Annotated in this window: 17 protein-coding genes, 2 rRNA genes and 1 riboswitch; of the genes, 10 read left to right on the forward strand and 9 right to left on the reverse strand. The window is 40.7% G+C overall.

What is annotated here, in order from left to right:
- Both WH214_RS13330 and rrf read left to right on the forward strand, forming a co-directional pair.
- A 23S ribosomal RNA gene (locus tag WH214_RS13330) occupies positions 1–367 on the forward strand; the annotation flags it as partial.
- A 179-nt stretch (positions 368–546) separates the two neighbouring features.
- A 5S ribosomal RNA gene (gene rrf, locus WH214_RS13335) occupies positions 547–661 on the forward strand.
- A 196-nt stretch (positions 662–857) separates the two neighbouring features.
- Here rrf and WH214_RS13340 read toward each other — a convergent pair.
- From WH214_RS13340 to WH214_RS13360, 5 genes are all read right to left on the reverse strand, one after another.
- Positions 858–1,418, reverse strand: a complete 561-nt coding sequence (locus tag WH214_RS13340) for a lytic transglycosylase domain-containing protein (protein ID WP_339422727.1) — start codon at positions 1,416–1,418, stop codon at positions 858–860.
- A 678-nt stretch (positions 1,419–2,096) separates the two neighbouring features.
- Positions 2,097–3,296: an acyl-CoA dehydrogenase family protein gene (locus tag WH214_RS13345; protein ID WP_339422728.1), complete on the reverse strand. Its 1,200-nt coding sequence runs from the start codon at positions 3,294–3,296 to the stop codon at positions 2,097–2,099.
- A gap of 17 nt (positions 3,297–3,313) precedes the next feature.
- Positions 3,314–4,600 (reverse strand): acyl-CoA dehydrogenase family protein, encoded by a 1,287-nt coding sequence (locus WH214_RS13350; RefSeq protein ID WP_339422993.1) that lies wholly within the window; start codon positions 4,598–4,600, stop codon positions 3,314–3,316.
- Between the two features lie 231 nt (positions 4,601–4,831).
- Positions 4,832–6,205, reverse strand: a complete 1,374-nt coding sequence (locus tag WH214_RS13355; protein WP_004693012.1) for an ABC1 kinase family protein — start codon at positions 6,203–6,205, stop codon at positions 4,832–4,834.
- A gap of 157 nt (positions 6,206–6,362) precedes the next feature.
- Complete coding sequence (locus tag WH214_RS13360) at positions 6,363–6,668, reverse strand: hypothetical protein (protein ID WP_178928564.1); 306 nt, start codon at positions 6,666–6,668, stop codon at positions 6,363–6,365.
- 226 nt (positions 6,669–6,894) lie between these two features.
- On the opposite strand from WH214_RS13360, the gene WH214_RS13365 reads away from it, so the two are divergent.
- From WH214_RS13365 to WH214_RS13400, 8 genes are all read left to right on the forward strand, one after another.
- Positions 6,895–7,284, forward strand: coding sequence for a lysozyme inhibitor LprI family protein (locus tag WH214_RS13365; RefSeq protein WP_339422729.1), 390 nt, complete (start codon positions 6,895–6,897; stop codon positions 7,282–7,284).
- A 105-nt stretch (positions 7,285–7,389) separates the two neighbouring features.
- A complete protein-coding gene (gene prmB / locus WH214_RS13370; protein ID WP_026056415.1) occupies positions 7,390–8,400 on the forward strand; it encodes a 50S ribosomal protein L3 N(5)-glutamine methyltransferase in 1,011 nt (336 codons plus the stop codon).
- A 15-nt stretch (positions 8,401–8,415) separates the two neighbouring features.
- Positions 8,416–9,507, forward strand: a complete 1,092-nt coding sequence (gene aroC, locus WH214_RS13375) for a chorismate synthase (protein WP_183175891.1) — start codon at positions 8,416–8,418, stop codon at positions 9,505–9,507.
- A gap of 187 nt (positions 9,508–9,694) precedes the next feature.
- The gene (locus WH214_RS13380; RefSeq protein ID WP_339422730.1) at positions 9,695–10,516 is read left to right on the forward strand and encodes a hypothetical protein; all 822 of its coding nucleotides are present in this window, start codon (positions 9,695–9,697) and stop codon (positions 10,514–10,516) included.
- Between the two features lie 229 nt (positions 10,517–10,745).
- Positions 10,746–10,832, forward strand: a riboswitch (glycine riboswitch).
- A gap of 132 nt (positions 10,833–10,964) precedes the next feature.
- Positions 10,965–12,209: a D-amino acid dehydrogenase gene (locus WH214_RS13385; protein WP_339422731.1), complete on the forward strand. Its 1,245-nt coding sequence runs from the start codon at positions 10,965–10,967 to the stop codon at positions 12,207–12,209.
- Positions 12,210–12,391: 182 nt separating this feature from the next.
- Positions 12,392–12,613, forward strand: a complete 222-nt coding sequence (locus tag WH214_RS13390; protein ID WP_339993560.1) for a hypothetical protein — start codon at positions 12,392–12,394, stop codon at positions 12,611–12,613.
- A gap of 254 nt (positions 12,614–12,867) precedes the next feature.
- Complete coding sequence (locus tag WH214_RS13395; protein WP_339993562.1) at positions 12,868–14,298, forward strand: GGDEF domain-containing protein; 1,431 nt, start codon at positions 12,868–12,870, stop codon at positions 14,296–14,298.
- Between the two features lie 54 nt (positions 14,299–14,352).
- The gene (locus tag WH214_RS13400) at positions 14,353–15,843 is read left to right on the forward strand and encodes an amidase (RefSeq protein WP_339422734.1); all 1,491 of its coding nucleotides are present in this window, start codon (positions 14,353–14,355) and stop codon (positions 15,841–15,843) included.
- A 55-nt stretch (positions 15,844–15,898) separates the two neighbouring features.
- Here the strand turns inward: WH214_RS13400 and WH214_RS13405 are convergent, their stop codons facing one another.
- The 4 genes from WH214_RS13405 to WH214_RS13420 form a co-directional block, all read right to left on the reverse strand.
- Positions 15,899–17,053: an MFS transporter gene (locus WH214_RS13405; RefSeq protein ID WP_339422735.1), complete on the reverse strand. Its 1,155-nt coding sequence runs from the start codon at positions 17,051–17,053 to the stop codon at positions 15,899–15,901.
- Between the two features lie 140 nt (positions 17,054–17,193).
- Positions 17,194–17,955, reverse strand: coding sequence for a 3-oxoacyl-ACP reductase (locus WH214_RS13410; protein WP_339422736.1), 762 nt, complete (start codon positions 17,953–17,955; stop codon positions 17,194–17,196).
- A gap of 173 nt (positions 17,956–18,128) precedes the next feature.
- Positions 18,129–20,069: an esterase/lipase family protein gene (locus WH214_RS13415; protein ID WP_339993565.1), complete on the reverse strand. Its 1,941-nt coding sequence runs from the start codon at positions 20,067–20,069 to the stop codon at positions 18,129–18,131.
- A 133-nt stretch (positions 20,070–20,202) separates the two neighbouring features.
- Entirely contained in the window at positions 20,203–21,282 is a 1,080-nt protein-coding gene (locus WH214_RS13420) for a zinc-binding metallopeptidase family protein (protein WP_339422738.1), read from the reverse strand.
- Between the last annotated feature and the right edge of the window lie 35 nt (positions 21,283–21,317).

Genomic DNA, 21,317 nt, shown 5'->3' on the forward strand with positions numbered 1-21,317 from the left:
CCCAAGGGTATGGCTGTTCGCCATTTAAAGAGGTACGCGAGCTGGGTTTAGAACGTCGTGAGACAGTTCGGTCCCTATCTACCGTGGGCGTTGGAAATTTGAGAGGATCTGCTCCTAGTACGAGAGGACCAGAGTGGACGAACCTCTGGTGTACCGGTTGTGACGCCAGTCGCATCGCCGGGTAGCTATGTTCGGAAGGGATAACCGCTGAAAGCATCTAAGCGGGAAGCCTACCTCAAGATAAGATTTCCCTAGGACTTTATGTCCTCTAAAGAGCCGTTGAAGACTACGACGTTGATAGGTTGGATGTGGAAGCATAGTGATATGTGAAGCTGACCAATACTAATTGCTCGTGAGGCTTGACTATACAACACCCAAACAGTTGGTGTTGTGGTTCAAATCACTGCAAACAACTTGATTTAGTTATAAAGCTAAGTACAATGTGCAAATTAAATTAACTCAGATGTTCTGTTAATAACTCATTTGATGAAAGTTAGGCATACACAATGTGTAAATAAGACCCAACGAATAGTCATAAACAGTTGTGCTGGCGACAATAGCAAGAGTGAACCACCTGATCCCTTCCCGAACTCAGAAGTGAAACCTCTTAGCGCTGATGGTAGTGTGGAGTTATCCATGTGAGAGTAAGTCATCGCCAGCTCATTAATTCAAAATCCCCCTCCGCTAATCGCTGAGGGGGATTTTTTTTTATGCTGAAAATATTAAATAATAAAGAAAAAGAGAAATATTAAGTGGGAAAGAAGAGATAGAGAACGAGTGAGATAGCTTATCTATAAGGGCCTAAATGGTAAAAAAGCCAGCATTTGCTGGCTTTTATGTCTTATATTTACAAGAGGTTATAGAGCATCTTTTAAGTTTTCTTGATGTGCTTTAACCTGTTTGGCATATTTCTTTCCTTGACGCTTCATTTTCCAGCTCGAATGGTATCCTGTTGGACCGACATTATAATAAGCCAAAGCTTTGGGCCAACTTTCTGCTTTTTGGTTATAGTTAGCGAGAATATAGGTGCCACAATTAATATTATTAATTTCTTCAAATAAATCGCCAGGGCAGGTTTGTTGCCAATAGCGTGGGATAACTTGAGTAAGTCCAATAGCACCAGCAGGGGAAACAGCATAATTTCGATAGCTGGACTCTTGTCTTATAACCGCTGCAACTAGTAATGGATCCACATTATAACGATCAGCACTTTGTACAATCATAGGTGCAATACGTAGTGCTGTAGTTGGTTCAACAGCATATGCTTTTTGAATGCCATTGGCTAATTTTGCTGAACGCTTTTCAACGGAACCGCCACCAAGTGATGAACAACCAGTAAATATTAAAGTTGTTGTTAAAATTAAAACAGATTTAGCTTTAATATGAGCTGTTGGCAAGTATCGTTGATAATTCAGCAAACTGTATATCCATTGGTATAATGTCTGAGAAGATCATATTGAGCTGCGCAATTACAGTCAAGTTGAGACAGAAGGTACTATTTTATGATTTTGTTAAATCCGTATTTTATTTAAGCGAAAGTCTAGATTTTATGTTTTGAATAGAGCCACTTGCAGAGAGAGTTTTGTCACATAACCCCAAAGTATTTAAATTTTCCATAAGTGATTGCATGGATAAGTCGAAGAAATTCCTATTGCTTATAGTAAATAGCCTAAGTAGGTAAGACTGGCTATTCTCCAAATATTAGGGTGGAAATTAGGAGGATGTAAGACCTAATGTAAAGACATGACTGACGGCTTATAAAAAACTTTTAAATTTCAAAAAAGAGTGATTTACACATAACAGAAAACAGCATCGACTATTTGTTTTATGGTGATAATTATTAATACTATTAAAAAAATAGAGTGAGGGTGCATATAAAATTAAAAGCATTTATGTATTATTAAGCATGTTAAATAAAGTTAAACTCACATGATTGTGATATGTTTTTTTGAAGCGCAATAAATAAGTTCAGGCGTTGTTAGATAGCATGAATTTGAGTCTAGTGATTTCTTATTTCATAGTACTTTCAATGTGAAGCCATAATTCTTTATTTAGAGAAACCATAGCTTCAACATATCCGAATGGGACGTTTTATATTATTTCAATTCGCTCGATGACTTTCCTAATTCACGGCGTGCGATAATGAGTTGCTGAATTTGTTGCGTTCCTTCAAAAATATCTAGAATTTTAGAATCTCTTGCCCATTTTTCCAAAAGCTCATCTTCATTGTAGCCGACTGTTGACGCAAGTTCGACGCACTTAAGGGTAATTTCATTACAAATTCGACCAGCTTTGGCTTTGGAGATGGAGGCTTCTTTTGAGTTCGGTTTTTTGTTATCTGCCATCCATGCTGCCTTTAAGGTCAGTAAACGTGCCGCCTCCCATTCGGCTTCCATACGATAAATTTGGCTCGCAATATGAGTCGTTTGTAAGTATGGCGTTATATATTGAGGATCTAAACAATCGCTGAAGATCTCTTTAATTCTCTCTATTGAGGCCTTAGCACAGCCTATAGCCATGGCTGCAACGAGCGGACGGGTATTATCAAAAGTTTCCATCACGCCAGCAAAGCCTTTAGCAATGTCAATTTCCGCATTTCCCAGTAGGTTATTAGCTGGCACTCGGCAGTCGATTAAACGAATAACTGCGGTATCAGAGGCTTTGATTCCTAGCTTATGTTCTAAACGTTCCACTGTCATGCCAGCAGTTCCTTTAGGAATTACAAAAGATTTGATCGCTGAACGGCCTAATTTTTTATCCAGCGTTGCCCAAACGACGATAGCGTCAGCACGCTCCCCTGAAGTCACGAAAATCTTTTCACCATTTAAGATGTAATCATCACCATCTTTTGTTGCCGTAGTACGAATAGCGGCAGAGTCCGAGCCACAGTTTGGTTCAGTGATTGCCATAGCTGCCCATATGTTCTTGAAGCGTAGTAATTGCTCTTCATTGGCAACAGCTGCAATTGCTGAGTTTCCCAGCCCTTGACGAGGCATCGATAGGAGTAAAGCGGTATCTCCATAACACATCTCAATTACACTTAAAGCGGTAGAGAGGTTCACTCCATTTTTATTGCCTTGTTCATTGGTGCCTCGCTTGCCGACAGCCGCACCCGCGTTCATACCTTCACCGCCTTCATTCATACCATCGACCAAAGATGCCAGCATATCCAGTTCTTTAGGATAGCTGTGTTCAGCTTTGTCGTATTTTCGGGAGATAGGGCGAAGTACATTGATGGCTACTTGGTGGGCTTGATCAACCAGTAATTTAAATTTTTTAGGGTTTTGTAAATTCATGCCAGTTTTCCTTTTTATTATGCATGTAGACCAGAGTGAACAATCGCTGTTGCACGTAAATCACGATACCAACGCTCAACAGGGTGTTCTTTGGTGAATCCGTGCCCACCTAAAATCTGTACACCATCGGTGCCAATTTTCATGGCTTTTTCGACACAAAGTAAGCGTGCTAAATAGGCTTCACGGTGAAATGTCTGTCCAGATTCAGCGAGACTTGCGGCATTTAGAATGAGCATACGCATGGCATCAATTTCGATAGCCATATCTGCAATCATAAAAGCAACACTTTGACGGTGAGAAATGGGTTCACCAAAGGCCGTGCGTTCATTGGCATATTCAATACAATATTTTTTGACCGCTTCACATGTGCCGACCGCCATTGCACACCACATTAAATTGCCGAGGTCTAAAAATGCCGTGTAGTTGAAATCTTCATCACCTAAGCGTAAAGCAGGGGTTTGATTAAAAATTAAAGTTGCTGTTTCGGTTGCTTTGAGCCCCATAGCGGGAGATTTTTTAAACTGAATACTTTCATCCCGTCTGAGAATAAAAACTTCAGCTTGGCCATTAAGTTCAGCACTGACAAGGAAAATATCTGCACTTTCAGCCAATATTACCAGTGTCTTTTCGCCTTGAATAAAATATTGACCAGCACGTGAAATGGCTTTGGTTTTTAACTGGTAAGGATTAAAAGCAGGCGTAACTTCTTGAATTGCAAAGCTAGCGCGAATGCTACTGTCTTGCGCAAAACTGGTTAAATATAAAGCCTGTACTTGCTCAGAACCCCATTGTGTAACGGCATTAATCACACTAAAGGTAGAGAGCATACCCGCGGCTAAACTAAAATCACCTTTGGCCAAATGCTCTGCAATAAGTACATTACTCAGAATGTTTTTCTCAGCAGCGACACCACCGAGTGCCTCAGGCAAAGCATAAAAGTTCAGACCTAGGTCTTCGATATATTGCCAAAGTTCTGTTGGAAAAGTTTCATTTTGATCGGCGCTTGCGGCTAATGGGTAAAGTATATCGGCGGCAAACTGTGACATGGTGTCGATGGCCATTTGCTGATCTTCTGAATAGCTCAGATCAAATAATGATTTTTCTTGATTGTTGAGTCGCTGTTTATGCAGATCTTTATTGGCTTTAAAGGCTTTTTGTGTTTTTGATAAAGTCTTATAGCCCGCTTTTGAGCCTTGATAAAGCGATTTCTCCACAAATTTTCTAAGTTTTAATTGGTCAAGTACGTCGCTACTTGCCATTTTTGTGATCAGTGATAAGCCAAATCCCTGCGCCTTATTTACCATATTTGTCATTATTTTCATCCAGCAGAATTATTCTGTGGTTTTATGCTGACATAGCGGCACACGAATAACTATGTCATGACTGACATGATGTATTGTCAAAGATAAACGGTATGGGGTGTATTTTAAATTATTCTAATATTTTGTTTTTTAAGTTTTTTATTGAATCGTTTAGAATTGAAATGATTGATCAATTGACCAAAATGACATCGCGTCATTTTGGTCAATGTACATTTAGATAAATTTTTTCACCATTGCACGAACATTGGTTTTCGCTTCAATTACAGTCATAAAGGTATAAGCACCAATGAATTTACGGCTGATAAACATAAACTCTTTGGGTGGAACACTGAAATAACGAGACGCCATCGACTTTGAAGCTTGCTGCATTACACGGCTATGAAGTTGGCTTGCTTTCCAGTCATAAGCAAAGTGTTCATCCATAACACCAGCAGGTAAGTCTGGGTTGTTGCTTGGGCTGCTGAATGCTTCAGTTGCAAGTAAGAAGACTTTAGCCATATCCGGTTTAATGCTTTGAGGGATAGAGTCAAAAAACTCATAGCCTGTCATTGCTTGAACCATTTCTTCACTACTGTGATTAAACCCAGCATGAATGAGCTTACGTGCTACGCCGAGTAAGTGTTCATCAAACTGTCGGATTGCGCCAAAATCAAGCAGAACGATTTTGTCCAAGATGTCATTGCCATTGCCTAAGCGAACGAGGTAATTACCAAAGTTCGGGTCGGTCTGCATTTCACCCCATTCAAAAATCTCGCGTACCGCAATTTCAAGTGATGCTTCGCCAAGTTTGTTGCGACGTTCTTGCGGAAGTGACAGCATGACTGGGCTGTTAATCGGCACACCACGCTCAAATGTCATACACAATACTTGGTCTGTGCAGTAGCCATCTATAATTTGCGGCACGATGTAGCGTGGGTCTTCTTTTAAGCGAGCAGCAAAGCGGCGTGTGGTAGCAGCCTCAATTTTATAATTCACTTCACGGTGCATCATCTCACGAACTTCATCGAACCATTGGTCGAACTCGCGTGTTTGCGGCACCATACGTGTCAGTTTAAGCATGTTTTTAAACAGGCTCATGTCTGAGTCAATGGCTTCAGCAACGCCTGGATATTGAATTTTCAATACCATCTCTAAACCATCAGACTTACGCGTTGCACGGTGGACCTGTGCCAGTGATGCAGTGCCCAGTGGCTCATGATCGATGGTCAAATCATCTAGTTTAGACCCCAACTGGCTGTGCAGTTGCTGTTTTATCGCAGGCCACGCTAAAGCGACTGTTTGATTATTTAAAGTATTTAAGGCTTGCGTGATTTCTTCAGGTAGAAAGTGTTCACCATAAAGCGCCATCATTTGGCCAATTTTAACGATAGAACCTTTAAGTTTGCCTATTTCAGAAACAAGATAATCGGCCTGTTCTTTCATTGCTTTTTTGCGTTTCTTTTCTTTTTCTTCTTCGCTAGAAAACATAGTTGTCGCATTAGAAGCAGCCCAACGTGTTCCAGCAAGCAACGAAGCTTTGGCAATCGATAAACGACGATCCATAGAGGAGGTTTTCAGTTGTTTAAGCTTATCGTTGTGATCTGACATAATTCAGTAAAATCCTTTCATCAGCAAGGGCAGCATTTTAGATTGTAACGGATAATATCGTGTATTCACGTATTAAAAAAGTTCAACTTGCTGAATCTCGAGTTAAAAAAGGCCATAAGTGTTAAGCAACCATCTAAATACAGCCTAATCGGGATTGTTACATACGAAATTTTACTTTAAGCGTATTTTTCTGAATCAATTCATCTTTATGCGTTTGTATGTGTTGTAGGATCATCTCTTGTACCGGTTGGTGCATAAACCCATGTGCATAACCTTTAACAATGATAATGCTCGGCAGACTAAAAAAGAAGTATCGAGCATCCTCAATGGTTGCACATTCATAGATCCCTTGTTGCTGTAACAGCTTTTGGAAATAGGCTTTTTCAGTGGCGACATGATTGTTTTCGGTGTCATTCCAATAGCGTTCACGCATCGCCATTAAATTGTTGTGTTTATAACTCATAAATTTGGGGAATATTGGCAGAAGAACTCACCTTATAATAAGGCTGTTTGATCAGGTTTCAATGCAAAGCCTGTGACTTCATGTAAAAAGCTGTGCGGTGGAAATTTTATAAGAGGCTAGTATGTTCATACAAAATAGGATGTTATATTAAAGCGCTGCAGCACGCAGATGCTGTGAATGATTAGATTAAAAAATCAATGAAGAAAATTTGCTTTGGGGAAAGGAATTGAAACAAATATTCAGTGCGTTGCTTGTTGTGGGATTATTCAGTGGTTCAGCCTATGCAATGGGCCCAACTAAAAAATATGAAGTATGCATGAAGCAAACTGGCAATGTGTTGAGTGAAATTGATGCATGCATGAGTAAAGAATATAAAGTACAAAAGAAACGCTTAAAGAAAGTATTTAAGCCGTATTTAGCGAAGGCTCCTGCAGAAGAGCAAGGGCTGGTGAAACAGTCTCATCAGCAATGGCTGGCGCAGCGTGATCAGATTTGTAATAACAAACCTATCGTGAAAAATGAAAAGACTGAATTACAGCGTATTTCTTGTCTGATGCAAATGACGCAAACCCGTGCAGATATGTACGAAGCACGTACAGGCCGTATAAGCAAATAAGAGCAAAGCGTATGAAAATGTGTTTGCTGTGCATCAAAACATTATAAATCATAGAAAAACAGGGTATCATAAGGCGTTTTTATTATGACCTTGGAGACGCCTTTAGTGGATCGCCCGACTATTAGCCCTGAACATATACAGGAAGCCGCTGAAAACTTAAGCACAATTCGTGATTTTATCCGTTTTGGAGTGACAGCATTACGTCAATACGATGCACATTTAGGTCAAGGTACAGAAGACTATTTTGCTGAAAGTTCAGCGTTGGTGTTACAGACTTTATCTTTAGATTGGAATGCAGATGCTGAAATCTTAGAGTCGAAGTTACTGCCAAGCGAAAAGGCAGAAGTTTTAAGCTTATTAGAACGTCGTATTAATGAAAAAGTACCGACTTCATATTTGCTTAATTTGGCATATTTTGATGGCAAGCCATATTATGTTGATGAACGAGTACTGATTCCGCGTTCACCGATTGCAGAATTGATTCAAAACCGTTTCGCGCCTTATTGCTTAGGTGAAAATGGCCAAATGGGTGAAGCAGTCAACAACTTGCCAGAAAACCCGAATCCAAAAACGCCACAACGTATTTTAGATATGTGTACGGGTTCAGGTTGTATCGCGATTGCTTTGGCTTATGCGTATCCAGATGCCGAAGTAGATGCAACGGATATTTCTAAAGAAGCTTTAGAAGTGGCTCAAATTAACTCAGAACACCACGACAAACAGTATCAAGTGGCTTTACTTGAGTCTGACTTGTTTTCCAAAATTCCTGCTGAAAATCAATACGATCTTATCGTGTCGAATCCACCTTATGTGGATGCTGAAGACATGGCAGATTTACCTGAAGAATTCCACCATGAGCCAGAATTGGCATTGGCGGCAGGTCAAGATGGCTTAGATTTGGTTCGTAAAATGTTAGCTCAAGCGCCAGATTACTTAACTGAAGATGGTCTCATCGTGATTGAAGTGGGTAATTCTGAATGGGCAATGCGCCAAAACTTTAATACCGTTGATTTTTACTGGTTACAGTTCCAAAAAGGCGGTACAGGAATCTTTGCATTGACTGCGGCTCAATGCCGTCAATTCCGTGATTTATTCATTCAATCTGTTCAAGCATAAAAGGAGTCGTTAGACATGGCAGGTAATAGTATAGGGCAACTCTTCCGTGTAACGACTTGTGGTGAATCTCATGGTGTAGGCTTAATGGCGATTGTGGATGGTGTTCCACCGGGCCTTGAGCTTACAGCAGACGATTTACAAAAAGATTTAGACCGTCGTAAGCCGGGCACCTCTAAATTTGCGACGCAGCGCAAAGAACCTGATGAAGTTGAAATCATTTCAGGTGTGTTTGAAGGTAAAACAACTGGTACACCAATTGGTTTATTGATCCGTAACACCGATCAAAAATCCAAAGATTACGGTAACATTGCACAAAGCTTCCGTCCGGGACATGCAGATTATACTTATACACAAAAGTACGGTTTCCGTGATTACCGTGGTGGTGGCCGTTCAAGTGCGCGTGAAACGGCTATGCGTGTGGCTGCGGGTGCAATTGCGAAAAAATACTTGGCTGAAAAGTTTGGTATTTTAATTCGTGGTCATGTGACCCAAATTGGGACTGAAATTGTGGAGAAATTGGATTGGAATGAAGTACCTAATAATCCATTTTTCTGCGGTGATGTTGATGCCGTACCGCGTTTTGAAGCACTGGTGACTTCATTGCGTGAACAAGGTACTAGCTGTGGCGCAAAGCTTGAAATTTTGGCGGAAAAAGTGCCTGTAGGTTGGGGCGAGCCTGTTTTTGACCGTTTAGATGCTGACATTGCCCATGCCATGATGTCCATTAATGCTGTTAAAGGTGTTGAAATTGGTGATGGTTTTGCCGTTGCTGGTCAGTTTGGACATGAGAGCCGTGATGAGTTAACCACTGATGGCTTCCTTGCGAACCATGCAGGGGGGATCTTGGGCGGTATTTCGAGTGGTCAAACTATTCGTGTTGCAATTGCGCTTAAACCAACAGCATCTATTACCACACCGGGTAAAACGATCAATATTAATCGTGAAGATACTGACGTATTAACTAAAGGTCGTCATGACCCTTGTGTGGGTGTGCGTGCGGCTCCGATTGCAGAAGCAATGCTTGCGATTGTTTTAATGGATCACTTTTTGCGTCATCGTGCTCAAAATGCAGACGTCGTTGCACCATTTGCACCGATTGAATACTAGAAAATTCTCTTTATATTTAAGAGAGTACACATTAAAGTCAGACTTCGGTCTGACTTTTTTTATTTGCGTATGAGAGCTAATCTTATTAGATGCCAATGTAGGACAACCGTTGATGAATCTTCATTTGGTCTTACTGAGTAAGAAAATTTAGAGAGTTCATTTTTAAAAGAAAAAAGGAAGGGGGGATATGAATAAAAAAATAAGCACAGTCAGACGAGGCACCATTATATTTTTATCACTACTCACAGTTTTGGTTATTTCATTGTTGATATACGGCTACGACAGTATGCATGACCCTGAAAAAGTCAAAGCACGCTTATATGCTTGTGGAAAATTTGGTGAGCAGCACATGCTCATTGATAAGCAGTATTTATATTATGGCAGAGTGAATTATCAAGGTGTGAATTATTGGGGGAAAAATATCGAAGAAGAACACGAGGCTAAAGGCTGTGATGATCAAATTCAAAGTATTGCTTTGAAAGTGAAATGGCCTGAAATGAAAGCATCTAGAGAAGGCTTTAAACTAGATTCTGAAAATAAAGATGTGATCAAAATCGCATTAAACCAACGTTCCGTTTGGAAAGAGGAGTGGGGAAGTAAAGACTTCTTTAATTATTTTGGTCAGTTAAAAAGAAAATTAAGAAAAGGAATGTTTTCTTCTAGTGGAGAAGAGGTGAGTGAAATATGGGTAGATGAAACAAAAACATTTAACTCAGATTTAGGGCTCTATGAAATAGAGGTAAAAAGTGATGACGGTGTTAGAAAAAAGGTGTATTGGCAGGAGCATAAAGGTAAAGGGGTAAGTCTCACTATTGTATGTCTTTATTTTAAGAGTGGTGCAACAAGTTGTGAATTTAATACACATCAGCCCAATTATGGGTTTAATACGAGTTATATCACTATAAGCTTTCACAGTGAGTTACTATCGCATTGGCAAGAAATTTATCAAGATGCAGAACAACTCATTCATTCTTTTAATACAGGAGAGAAACAGAATGAAGCATCTTAAGATGTATAAATCATCACTATTAAAAATGTTTAGATGACCTCAGCATAGCTCAGATGTGCGCGATAGATATGTCCTATTTTAAAGCAGTAACAGCGCAATTTTGATCAGTATAGTGCAACGTTTGTCCTAAGCTGAGGTTGTGCTTTATAAAAATAAACGAAAGATAATACTTTAAGAGCATTTTCAAATCGGGTGATTACATGGTATATAAATTGCTCATAGAATAATAAGCATTATTGCAGGAGAGAAATGTTCTGCATTCGCCGAAGGAGCAACGACCCCGGAAACTCTCAGGCAAAAGGACTGTAATAATGAAAAAACTCTGGAGAGAAGTGTTCAATCACTCACCGAAGGGGATGGTTTAAAACGTCATGGGATGTTTTAGATCGAAGCTCTCAGGTACACATGACAGATGGGGTTGACATCAAACAATAAAAAGGAGGTGTCTATGTGTCATGTCGTTGTCATTGGTGCTGGAATTACAGGCGTCACAACTGCATATGAATTAAGCTTACTTGGTTATCAAGTGACCGTTGTGGATCGTCATTTATTTCCTGCGATGGAAACTTCTTTTGCAAATGGTGGACAACTGTCTGCATGTAATGCGGAAGTTTGGAACCAAAAATCGACAGTGCTGAAAGGCATGAAATGGATGTCTCAAAAATCTGCCCCTTTATTGCTGAATCCTGCGTTTAGTGTGCATAAATATGCATGGCTGATGGAATTTCTGGGCAATATTAAACATTATGAGGCTAATACCCACGAAACAGTACGTTTGGCTTTATTGGCTCGTCAGCGCTTGTTCGAAATTGCGGATAAAGAGTCAATCGACTTCAATTTAGAAAAACGTGGTATTTTGCATTTTTATCATAATAAACAAGATTATGACGTTGCCATCCGAGTCAATGATTTACTCAATAAAGGTGGACTTGAACGTTGTGGCGTGTCCAACGAAGAAATTAAGCAAATTGAGCCGACATTGACCGGCGACTATTATGCTGGATTTTATTGTGAAGGTGATGCGACAGGTGATATTCATAAGTACACCACAGGGTTGGCTGAAGTCACCAAAAAGTTAGGGGTGAAGTATCGTTTTGGTATGGATGTGACAGATGTTCAGCATTTAGCCTCAGGTGTTGAAGTGAAGTTACAACCCAGTTCAGAGAATGTTGAACTGCTTCCAAATGAAGTGGAAATGTTGGCTGCCGATGCTGTTGTGGTGTGTGCTGGGGTGGGTAGCTATCAATTGGCTGAATTGGTTCAAGAGCGCGTCAATGTTTATCCTGTAAAGGGATATTCGATTACGGTGATGTTAAATGACGAAGAAAGTCAGCAAAATGCGCCGTGGGTGAGCTTGCTGGATGAAAGCGCGAAGATTGTAACTTCACGTTTAGGTAAAGATCGTTTCCGTGTTGCGGGCACTGCTGAGTTTAATGGCTATAACCGTGATATCCGGGCAGATCGGATTCAACCTCTTGTTGACTGGACCAATCGTAATTTTAAAGTTTCGACAGAGCATGCGGTCCCTTGGGCAGGTCTTCGTCCTATGATGCCGAATATGATGCCTGTAGTACGCCGTGGAAAGTTAGAACGTGTGTTCTTTAATACAGGACATGGGCACTTAGGTTGGACGCTATCTGCGGCAACCGCAGCAATGATTAGTCAGGAAGTCGCGACAGCGTATCCTGTTTAATTCGAGTGCATTCTTGGATAGATAAAAACAAGCTTGCTTCAAGCTTGTTTTTATCATTTTTGTTCAATGATGTTATAATTCTGCCTTAATTTCAAAAGATTGCTCACAAACGAATACTTTAAACTTGAGCAAAAATAAGTAGTATTGTTTCAAGCAATTGATGACTAATGTGAAGGTGCATAATGATTAACATGAAAATGGCTTTGGTGGTTTTAGCTTCTGCAATGATGATGTCGCTTGCTGCGTGTAGTGACAAAAAACAAGAGGCTCAACAAACGCCAGTGGAAAGTTCAGCAACTGAGACACCAGTAACCAATATTGAAGTTAGTCCAGAGATGATTGATGCTGCACCTTTAGAGTCTGAAGAAGCAGGAGCATCAGCACCAGCGCCTGAAGCAAAATAAGTCCAAAGATCAAAAAGCCTCCCGATGTGGAGGCTTTTTTTATGGGTGAGAGTGATATCAGCATTTAATCGTAAATATCTAGATTCAGGATATAAATCAAAAAATCATATTGAAACCATAACGAACAATCGATAGAGTTTATTTAGTAAATATTGTCAATCTGTGATGATTTTCATCAATGCATCGTTTGCAAGCAAAGTGACAGTAGAAAACATGATGTTTAATCATAACTCATGTAAAAATGAGGGAATATTTTGTACGCAGTTAAGCTCACAGAAGTATCGTTGAATTTTAAACAGCATGGCCGAGCATGTTTGATGGTTGCTGTGGTGATTTTTGTCTGCTGTTTGCTTGGGATATTCACTCGGCCGATTGCATATTTCGCTTATTTTTGGCCAGCTAATGCTGTACTGATCGGCTTGTTTTTACGGTTTAAGCCACTTAGAAATGTCGGTGGTTGGTTGGGTGCTTTTATTGGTTATATGTTGGCAGACTTAGTCACAGGGAATCATCTTGAGCTGACTTTGGCTTTAACAATCGCCAATTTTATGACGGTAGGCGTGTCTTTATTCTTTATCCATTATTTACAAATTGACTATCGTGCATATAACAAAGGCTTAAATTTTCTTTATCTTTTCTTGGTTTGTGTTTTTCTTGGGTGCTTTTCCAGCGCGATATTTGCCGTTGCTGTCGTTCCGTATATGCCACACACCTTTATGAGCACGCAAGACCTTTGGGCTGAGTTTTATATTTGGTGGACGGGGGAAGTTCTAAATTGTATTTCACTTTTACCCCTCATGTTGACCTTTCCTGCAGCGAAGAAATTAAAGTATCTTTGGAATAACCGTAGACAGTGCGAAACCCAGTTTGTCGATGTTTTACCCTTACTGTCAGTTTTAATTTCTGTGGCGTGTACTCATCTTTTCTTTGGTCCAGGCGCCTTACTTTTTCCTTTAGCAGGGCTGATTTGGGCGGCTTTAAGTTACAACTTATTTTATGTGAGTATCATTAACAGTTTGGTTTGTTTTGTGACGTATCATAGTTTAACGACCTATTATATTTCACGTACAGCAGATAACTTCTTGGCCACTTCTATTTCGGTGCGTATAGGGCTGTGCATGTTGATGATTGCACCTTTGCTTTTATGTATTGTGAGTCGTAATCGTCATGATCTGTATAAAGAAGTGCTCTATCTGGCCAACCACGACCCCTTAACTCATGTGGGAAATCGCCGTTTTTTATTCACTCAAACTGAAAACTTATTGAAGGAAAATCTGGTTAAATCGATGAGTATCATTGTGCTAGATATTGATCACTTTAAGAAAATGAACGATCAATATGGTCACTATATTGGTGATGTATTGCTACAAAGCTTTGCCACGACGGTGAAAAGTAATTTGCGTGAACAGGATTTATTTGCGCGTATGGGCGGTGAAGAATTTGTGGTGGTGTTAAATAATACCACTGAAATTGAATCACAAATCATTGCAGAACGTATCTGCCGTGCTGTCGCTACTTCAAAAACTCAAGTGGCACATGCTGTTTTGAGCATGACGGTGAGTCTTGGGGTGGTGCATCAAGTTTTACCAACGCGAAATAGCCTACAGAGCTTGTTAAATCGTGCTGATCGGGCGTTATATCAAGCCAAAACTTTAGGACGCAATCAAGTACAACTTGCCTCATAGGTTAAAATTTAGTAAAAGTATAAAACAATAAAAACTATAGATACTTGGATAAAAATGAATTTTTCTGAATACCTTCGTTATGATGGGCTGGGTTTAGCTGAGTTGGTTGCGCAAAAACAAATCCATCCCGCTGAATTATTACAAATTGCAATTGAGCGTAGCCAGCAAACCAATCCTGCTTTAAATGCGATTATTATTCCTATGCATGATTATGCAAAGAACAGAGCACAAAATGCACTGTCTGGTCCATTTGCAGGTGTACCATTTTTAGTAAAGGATTTATTTCAAGAATATACAGGTTATCCAACATCTTATGGATGCCAAGCATTTAAACGCACGGGTCATATTGCAGAACATAATGCAGAAATTGTAAACCGTTGGGAAAACACAGGCATTTTAACCTTTGGACGTACCAATACTCCTGAGTTTGGTATCAAAGGCATTACAGAATCAGATGCTTGGGGAGCCTGTCATAACCCTTGGAATTTAAAACATAATAGTGGTGGCTCATCGGGTGGCTCCGCTTCTGCAGTGGCCGCTGGGATTGTTCCTATTGCGGGTGCGGGCGACGGCGGCGGGTCGATTCGAATTCCAGCATCGTATTGCGGTTTATTTGGTTTAAAGCCAAGTCGTGGACGTACGCCGTGGGGTCCAGATATGAGTGAGGCAATGCACGGCGCTGCGATACAGCATGTATTGAGTAAAAGTGTAAGAGATAGTGCAGCGATGTTAGATGCAACGCAGGGTGCAGAGCATAGCTCGTTGTTTAAAATTGAACAGCCCAACCAAAGCTATTTGGCCTGTCTACAGCAGCCTGTAAAAAAACTTAAAATTGCATTTAGTACTCAGTCGCCTATTGGAACCACAGTGTCTAAAGATGCTATTGATGCTGTACACCATACCGCACGTTTGTTGGAGTCTTTAGGGCATACAGTGGTCGAAGCACAACCTGAGATAGATGGTATGTCTTTGGCCAGAGACTTTATCACGACGTGGTTTAGTCAATTTTCTTATATGTTAGAGCAGATCAAGCAACACGTTCCGACCACAGCAGGAGACTTTGAGCTGGATTCTTTAGCTTTGGCTGCCTTTGGTGCGAAAACGACTGCGTTAGAATATATTCATAATCTGAATAATTGGGGAGTGTATGTCACTAAAATGAACCAATTCTTTGATCATTATGATCTTTATCTGACTCCTGCTACAGCTTCAGTCGCGCCTAAAAATGGGCAAATTTCTACTCCATCATGGCAAAAACCAATTTTAAAAAGTTTACTAAAAGTCGGCAAAGCACATTTGCTGGCACAAGGAAAATTGGTCGATAAAATTGTGAAAGATAATTTACGTTGGGTGCCTTTTACTCAGTTAGCCAACATCACAGGCTTACCCGCGATGTCTGTACCGTTGTATTGGAATGCTGACAATCTTCCGCTTGGTTCGCAGTTTATTGCACCTTTTGCCCGTGAAGATCTGCTATTACAGCTGGCTAGTCAGCTAGAACAGGCCCAACCATGGTTTCATAAATATAGTGAAATCAAAGTTTAGAAAGCTGATTAATGAAACTGCTGCAATTTATGCGGACAGATCAGAAGAGAACTTTTTAAGCTTGAACTTCTTTGGGTAAGTACCGAACAAAACCCAAGCCCAGTAGCACAGCACAGCCTGCCAGAATAAAAATATATTCGCCTGACAGGCTGTGCCAATAATATCCTGCAAGAATACTTCCAGACGCTACACCCAGTCCCCACATGGTGCTATATAAGGCTTGACCGCGTCCTTGTTGTCCTAAACTAAAGTTTTGGAAAATGATACGCATGGCGATGAGATGAAATAAACCAAAGCTAAAGGCATGAATGGTTTGTGCGAAGAACTGGATCGCGAAGACTTGTGGAAAAGAACCCACCATAAACCAGCGTAGCGCCGTGAGGATCAGACAAATAGACACCATGAGTCGCCATGAAAAGCGTTTGAAAAAAATATGAGCAATGGCAAACATAATAATTTCGGCCATGACACCGACAGCCCACAAAAAACCAATTTCTGTGGTTGAGTAACCAGCTTGCTTTAAGAAGTTACTATAAAAACTATAAAAGGGCGCATGTGAAAAAAGCAGAATAAATTCGATACCGAAAAATGCGGCCACAACGGGTTTTTTTAAAATAGGTAGTAATGGCTCAAGCTGCCCTTGTGAATTGGGTGCAGTGGTCGGTTCTTTGATGCTAAATGACCAAATAAAGGCCAAAAAAGAAATACACAGTAATAAAACTGGCAGCATAGAGATGGGTAAAATTTCTAATACGGCACCGATACCAAAAACCCCGACAATAAAACCGACAGAGCCCCACTTTCGGACTTTTCCATACAAAGCAGTGCGCTGTTCCGCGAGCCAAAATAGAGTAACGCCTTCAAACTGAGCCAGAATGGCATTTTGGAAAAAGCTAAAGATCAGCATGAGCAGGGCGATCGCCTGAAACGAGTTTGGAATGATAAAAATCATGAACCAAATACAGGCTTCCATCCACGTTGCGACTCTGACCAAGAGCATCCGTTTCCCTGATTTATCTGCAATCCAGCCCCAAATAAAAGGAGCAAAAAAGCGGGTAATGATCGCAATTGAGGAAAGGATACCGATTTCACTGTAGTTAAAGCCTTGATCTTCGAGATACAGGCTCCAAAACGGCATGAAGGTTCCCACAATGGAATAATAAAAAAAGTAAAAGCCAGCCAGTCGGTGCCGAATGGGAAAAGAAAGCATCGTACTGTATTCCTTGCTAGGGTGAGCAGATTCTGAAGAAGACTTGAACCTAAAACAAAGCTTCAAGTCGATGAAGCTTCAAGAATTTTAAAATGGATTGTTTAAATCATGCTTATTCAGAGTTTAGGGATTAAAGCTCATTAGCCTTTGACTAAACCACCATCCACAATCAAGTTTTGACCTGTCACAGCACAAGAATATGGCGATAAGAACATTAAAATGGCTGAAGCAAATTCCTCAGGTGTAACTACACGACGCAGTGGTGTTGCACTCGCGATGTAATCAAAAACTTCATTGGGTGTACTTTTGCTGGCATCGGTGGTTTGTAGTAAACCGCCAGAGAGCATATTGATATTAATGCCGTATTGACCAAGTTCATGCGCTGAGGTACGGGTAAATGCCAACAGTGCAGCCTTCGCAGTGGTGTAGTCATGATAAGGCACCACAGGGTTTTGTACCAGATTGGTTCCGATGTTTACAATGCGCCCAAACTGGTTTTTTTTCATACCTTCAAGCGCCGCTTGGGTAGTATTCAAAGCGGCTTTAACTGCACCCTCAAATTGTTGTTGCATAGTTTCCCAGCGTAGCTCATGAACTTTTGGGCGGGCCTCACCATTAAACTCGAACTGAATGAGCGCATTATTAATCACGGCATTGATATGCTGTCCAAAATGCTGAAAGCTTGCATCAAACATGTTTTTGACTTGTGCACTGTCTGTAACATCAGCTTGGTAGGTGAAAACCTGCTTTGGATACTGCTGGATTAAGGCTTGAGCTGCAACGTGGCTGTTCAAATAGTTCACGACTACACGAGCACCCTCATTGATTAAGGCGTGTGTAATCGCAAGACCTAAACCGCGTGCGCCACCTGTGACCAGTACAACTTGATTTTTAATGTGCATGATATTTCCGAGTAGATAAATGTATGTATTTTTTAGATAAAGCAAGTATATCAAAACCTTTCCGTACCTTAGGTTTTACAACTGCTACTTTTCAGGTTTTCGATGCTCATTTAGCTGGGTTAGAGTATTTGGATAAAAGTCGCCTAGCAGTAGAACAGTTTTAGCATTAATGATTATTGGGCCTGAGTTTGCTCAAGGTGTAGCCTCAAAATACGACGCAATTCTAATAATGTTTCTGCTTCCTCATGCACCGAGTGGTTGCCTTTAATGATTTTTTCAGAGACAGCTTGTTCTAAATGTGAACTTGAATACGGCACAATACCATCGCTCATGTCATGTATGTCATTGGTCTGACGGTGATTACCAATAATAGAATGATAAGGAACTGTGGATACCGGCATGATGTTACTGGTCAAAGCCATAAAGCGTGACTTTGGACTTAAGTCGTCTGGGCCAGATTGCACCATGCCTTTGGTACTTGAGCTACCATTGAGCTGTATATCCACTTGGTTAAAGAAAGTGATCGGCAACTTCACCATTTTCTTCACCAACTCCATGTACCAGCGGTCAGACAGTTCACTGCCACGGTGAGGCGAGGCAATAAAAATTGCACGTCCAATGGGTAAATCGGAATGAAATTGAAAACGTTCTTTGATTACGGGGTATTGTTGTAATCGAGTGTATTGCTCATAGTTTAACAGTGGAATCACTTGCTCAGAAATATCGTGCTCACTTATCAGTAAGCGGCTAATGACACCGCCCATACTATGTCCAATCAGCACGGCGTCACTGGCCGAGCGAGAGTTGGGTTGAACTTGTGCAAAGGCTTGTTTGAGTAGTGCATGAATCTGATAGCGGCTTTCAACAATCGGCATATTGGTTGAATAGAATACCTGCCATACCTGAAAGTTTTCCCGTAAAACTTTATCACCCAAAATGTTATTGGTCAGATTGACCCAAGTTTCAGGGCTGCTGGCGAGACCATGAATAAGTACAATCACTTTTTTATTCGGTTGGTAGGGTTCAAGCATATAGACATGTGGCATACGCAAGTGCTCAGTTTTATCGAGCAAGGTTAAGTAGCCTGTAGAGCCCAGTTTATTTTCTGCCAGCCAATAAGCAAAAGGCACAGAATAATTCGCCGTGAGGATATATTTTTGTTGATGTATGTCTACATACTTTTGCGTATAAGGATTAAATAACTCAATCTCAAAAATGGCTTTGCCATTAAGTACATCTTCAATGCTGCTTTCAGAGTTTAATGGCTGTGCCGTTGCGGTTACGGACAAATAGCTTGCAGGATGGATATTGGGATTGGTTTGATTTTGATAAAACGATATCGGGTCAAGAATAAAATCATTTTTATGAATAGGGTCCGCTTCAGTCACAACCACGAACTCTGCGCCCAGACCGTCTTGACGGTTGACTTGATAAAAACCCGAGAAGTTTAAATTATAAATGGATTGAACTCGATCAATGGTTTTACTTTTCAGTTCAGGATAGTGTTCTAAATTTACAATATATTGACGTTGTTGGACGTTGAGTTGCGCGGGAACTTGATGAAAAGGCTGCGTACGGTACGCCGTGGTAATTAAACGCGACAAAGCGACATTGTAAAAAGTGCGGACATGCATTTGTCTTTGATCAAAAACACGGGTACTTGGGCTTTCTTGCATTTTAAATAAATACACATAGCTATAGCGTAAACTTTGGTCGAAGGCATTAAGGCTCTGTTCTAAGCAGTGATTATTTTCACTATGTGGCTTTGCGTGGGTACAGTTGCGTTGTTTTGAGAGCTCTAAAGCTTGGGCCAAATACAGTTCACTTAAAGCAGCATAGCGTTCATCTGCAGCAATATCTGTTTGTGTGTTTAAGCGCTTCAAACATGTTTCAAATTCAGCGCTGCATTGCTGTGGCGTCAGGCTGAGTAATTTGAGTAAGCTGGTGGTTTCCGCACTCAATTGGTCGTGGGTTAAGATATTTTCAGACTTGCTACGAATAGCTTGATGGATGTTATTTTCTTTGACTTTGACCAACTGGCAGGCCGGCAATAAAACAATCGTTAGCCCTAAAATGATTGGTCGCGTGAAAGCATGATGTCTCGTTAAAAGCATAGTTTTTAGCACGGACGTTATCTATATGGGCTAAAGATGTCTTTCATTTTAAGATAATTTCTAACGAGTTACATCCAAATTCGGTCCGATCTTTTGTGTCCCTAGACATAACTTAAGAACGCTTATATTCGGCTCAAGCAATTTGGCGAGCAAAGGCTTTGCCCAAAACATGTTTATGTATAAATCGTAATTTATTGAGGACTGGCCCTGAGAGCGTAAATGGATAAGCATCTTCTAAACCCATACTGCGATTTAACGCATTTAAGTTAAAAGTCAGTGTCATCCATTGTTTGAGTAGTACATCAAAATCTTGAGCGCCGATTGGATTTTCGTAAAAGGTTAAGTCATGCGTATCTTTTCGATTATTACGCACAATTAATCCTGCATAGTAAGCGGTTTCTAATGTGTCCATCATGTGTAAATAGTGTGCCCACGTTTCTGCCCAGTCTTCCCAAGGATGCGTGCTGGCATAAGAGCTGACATAAAACTTGTCCCAGTTTTGTGGCGCGCCATCTTCATAGTGGCGTTGTAGTGCTGCGTTATAATCTTGACGCTCATCTCCAAAATACTGACGGAACTCGTCGACCAGCTCAGGATGTAGCGATTTAATAAGGTCAAAATAATAATGCCCACTTTCATGACGGAAATGCCCCAAAAGCGTACGGTAGTTTTCACCCATTTTAATACGGGTCGTTTCCCTATAGATGACATCTGCTTCACTAGCATTGAGTGTGATGACGCCATTAGCATGTCCTGTCAGCACGGGGTGCTCTGGTTCAGGCATGAGAAAATTAAAACGGAGTCCGTAGCGATCATCATCGTTATATTTGGGCCTTGGCATAATATTCAGGCGTTGCATTAAATACAGAAAACGCCGTTTAGCATGTTCGAGCCGTGACCAATAGACGATATGATCTGGGTTGTCGAGAGTAGGAATGGTATATGTGAGTACACAAGACTCACAGTAGATGTCGTTGCTCTCTGCGGGAATAACCCAATTACAGACTTGATGATGCTGATAGTTATAACAAGGCTTATAGCGCTTCGTCTGGTATTTTTCATTTAGCGCTAACCAAAGAACAGGGCTATGCTCTTCAAAGCTCCCCATATCTTTTTCCGATGCAATATAACCGAGTGTAGTTTGGCAGCTCACACATTGTGAGTTGGCAAAAAAGACTTGGTTTTGACAGGATGCGCAACTAAAAAATTTCATCGGCGGCTATGTCTTTGGTGAGCTTTTAGCACCAG

Source organism: Acinetobacter sp. MYb191, from assembly GCF_037572605.1.
Classification (GTDB): domain Bacteria; phylum Pseudomonadota; class Gammaproteobacteria; order Pseudomonadales; family Moraxellaceae; genus Acinetobacter; species Acinetobacter johnsonii.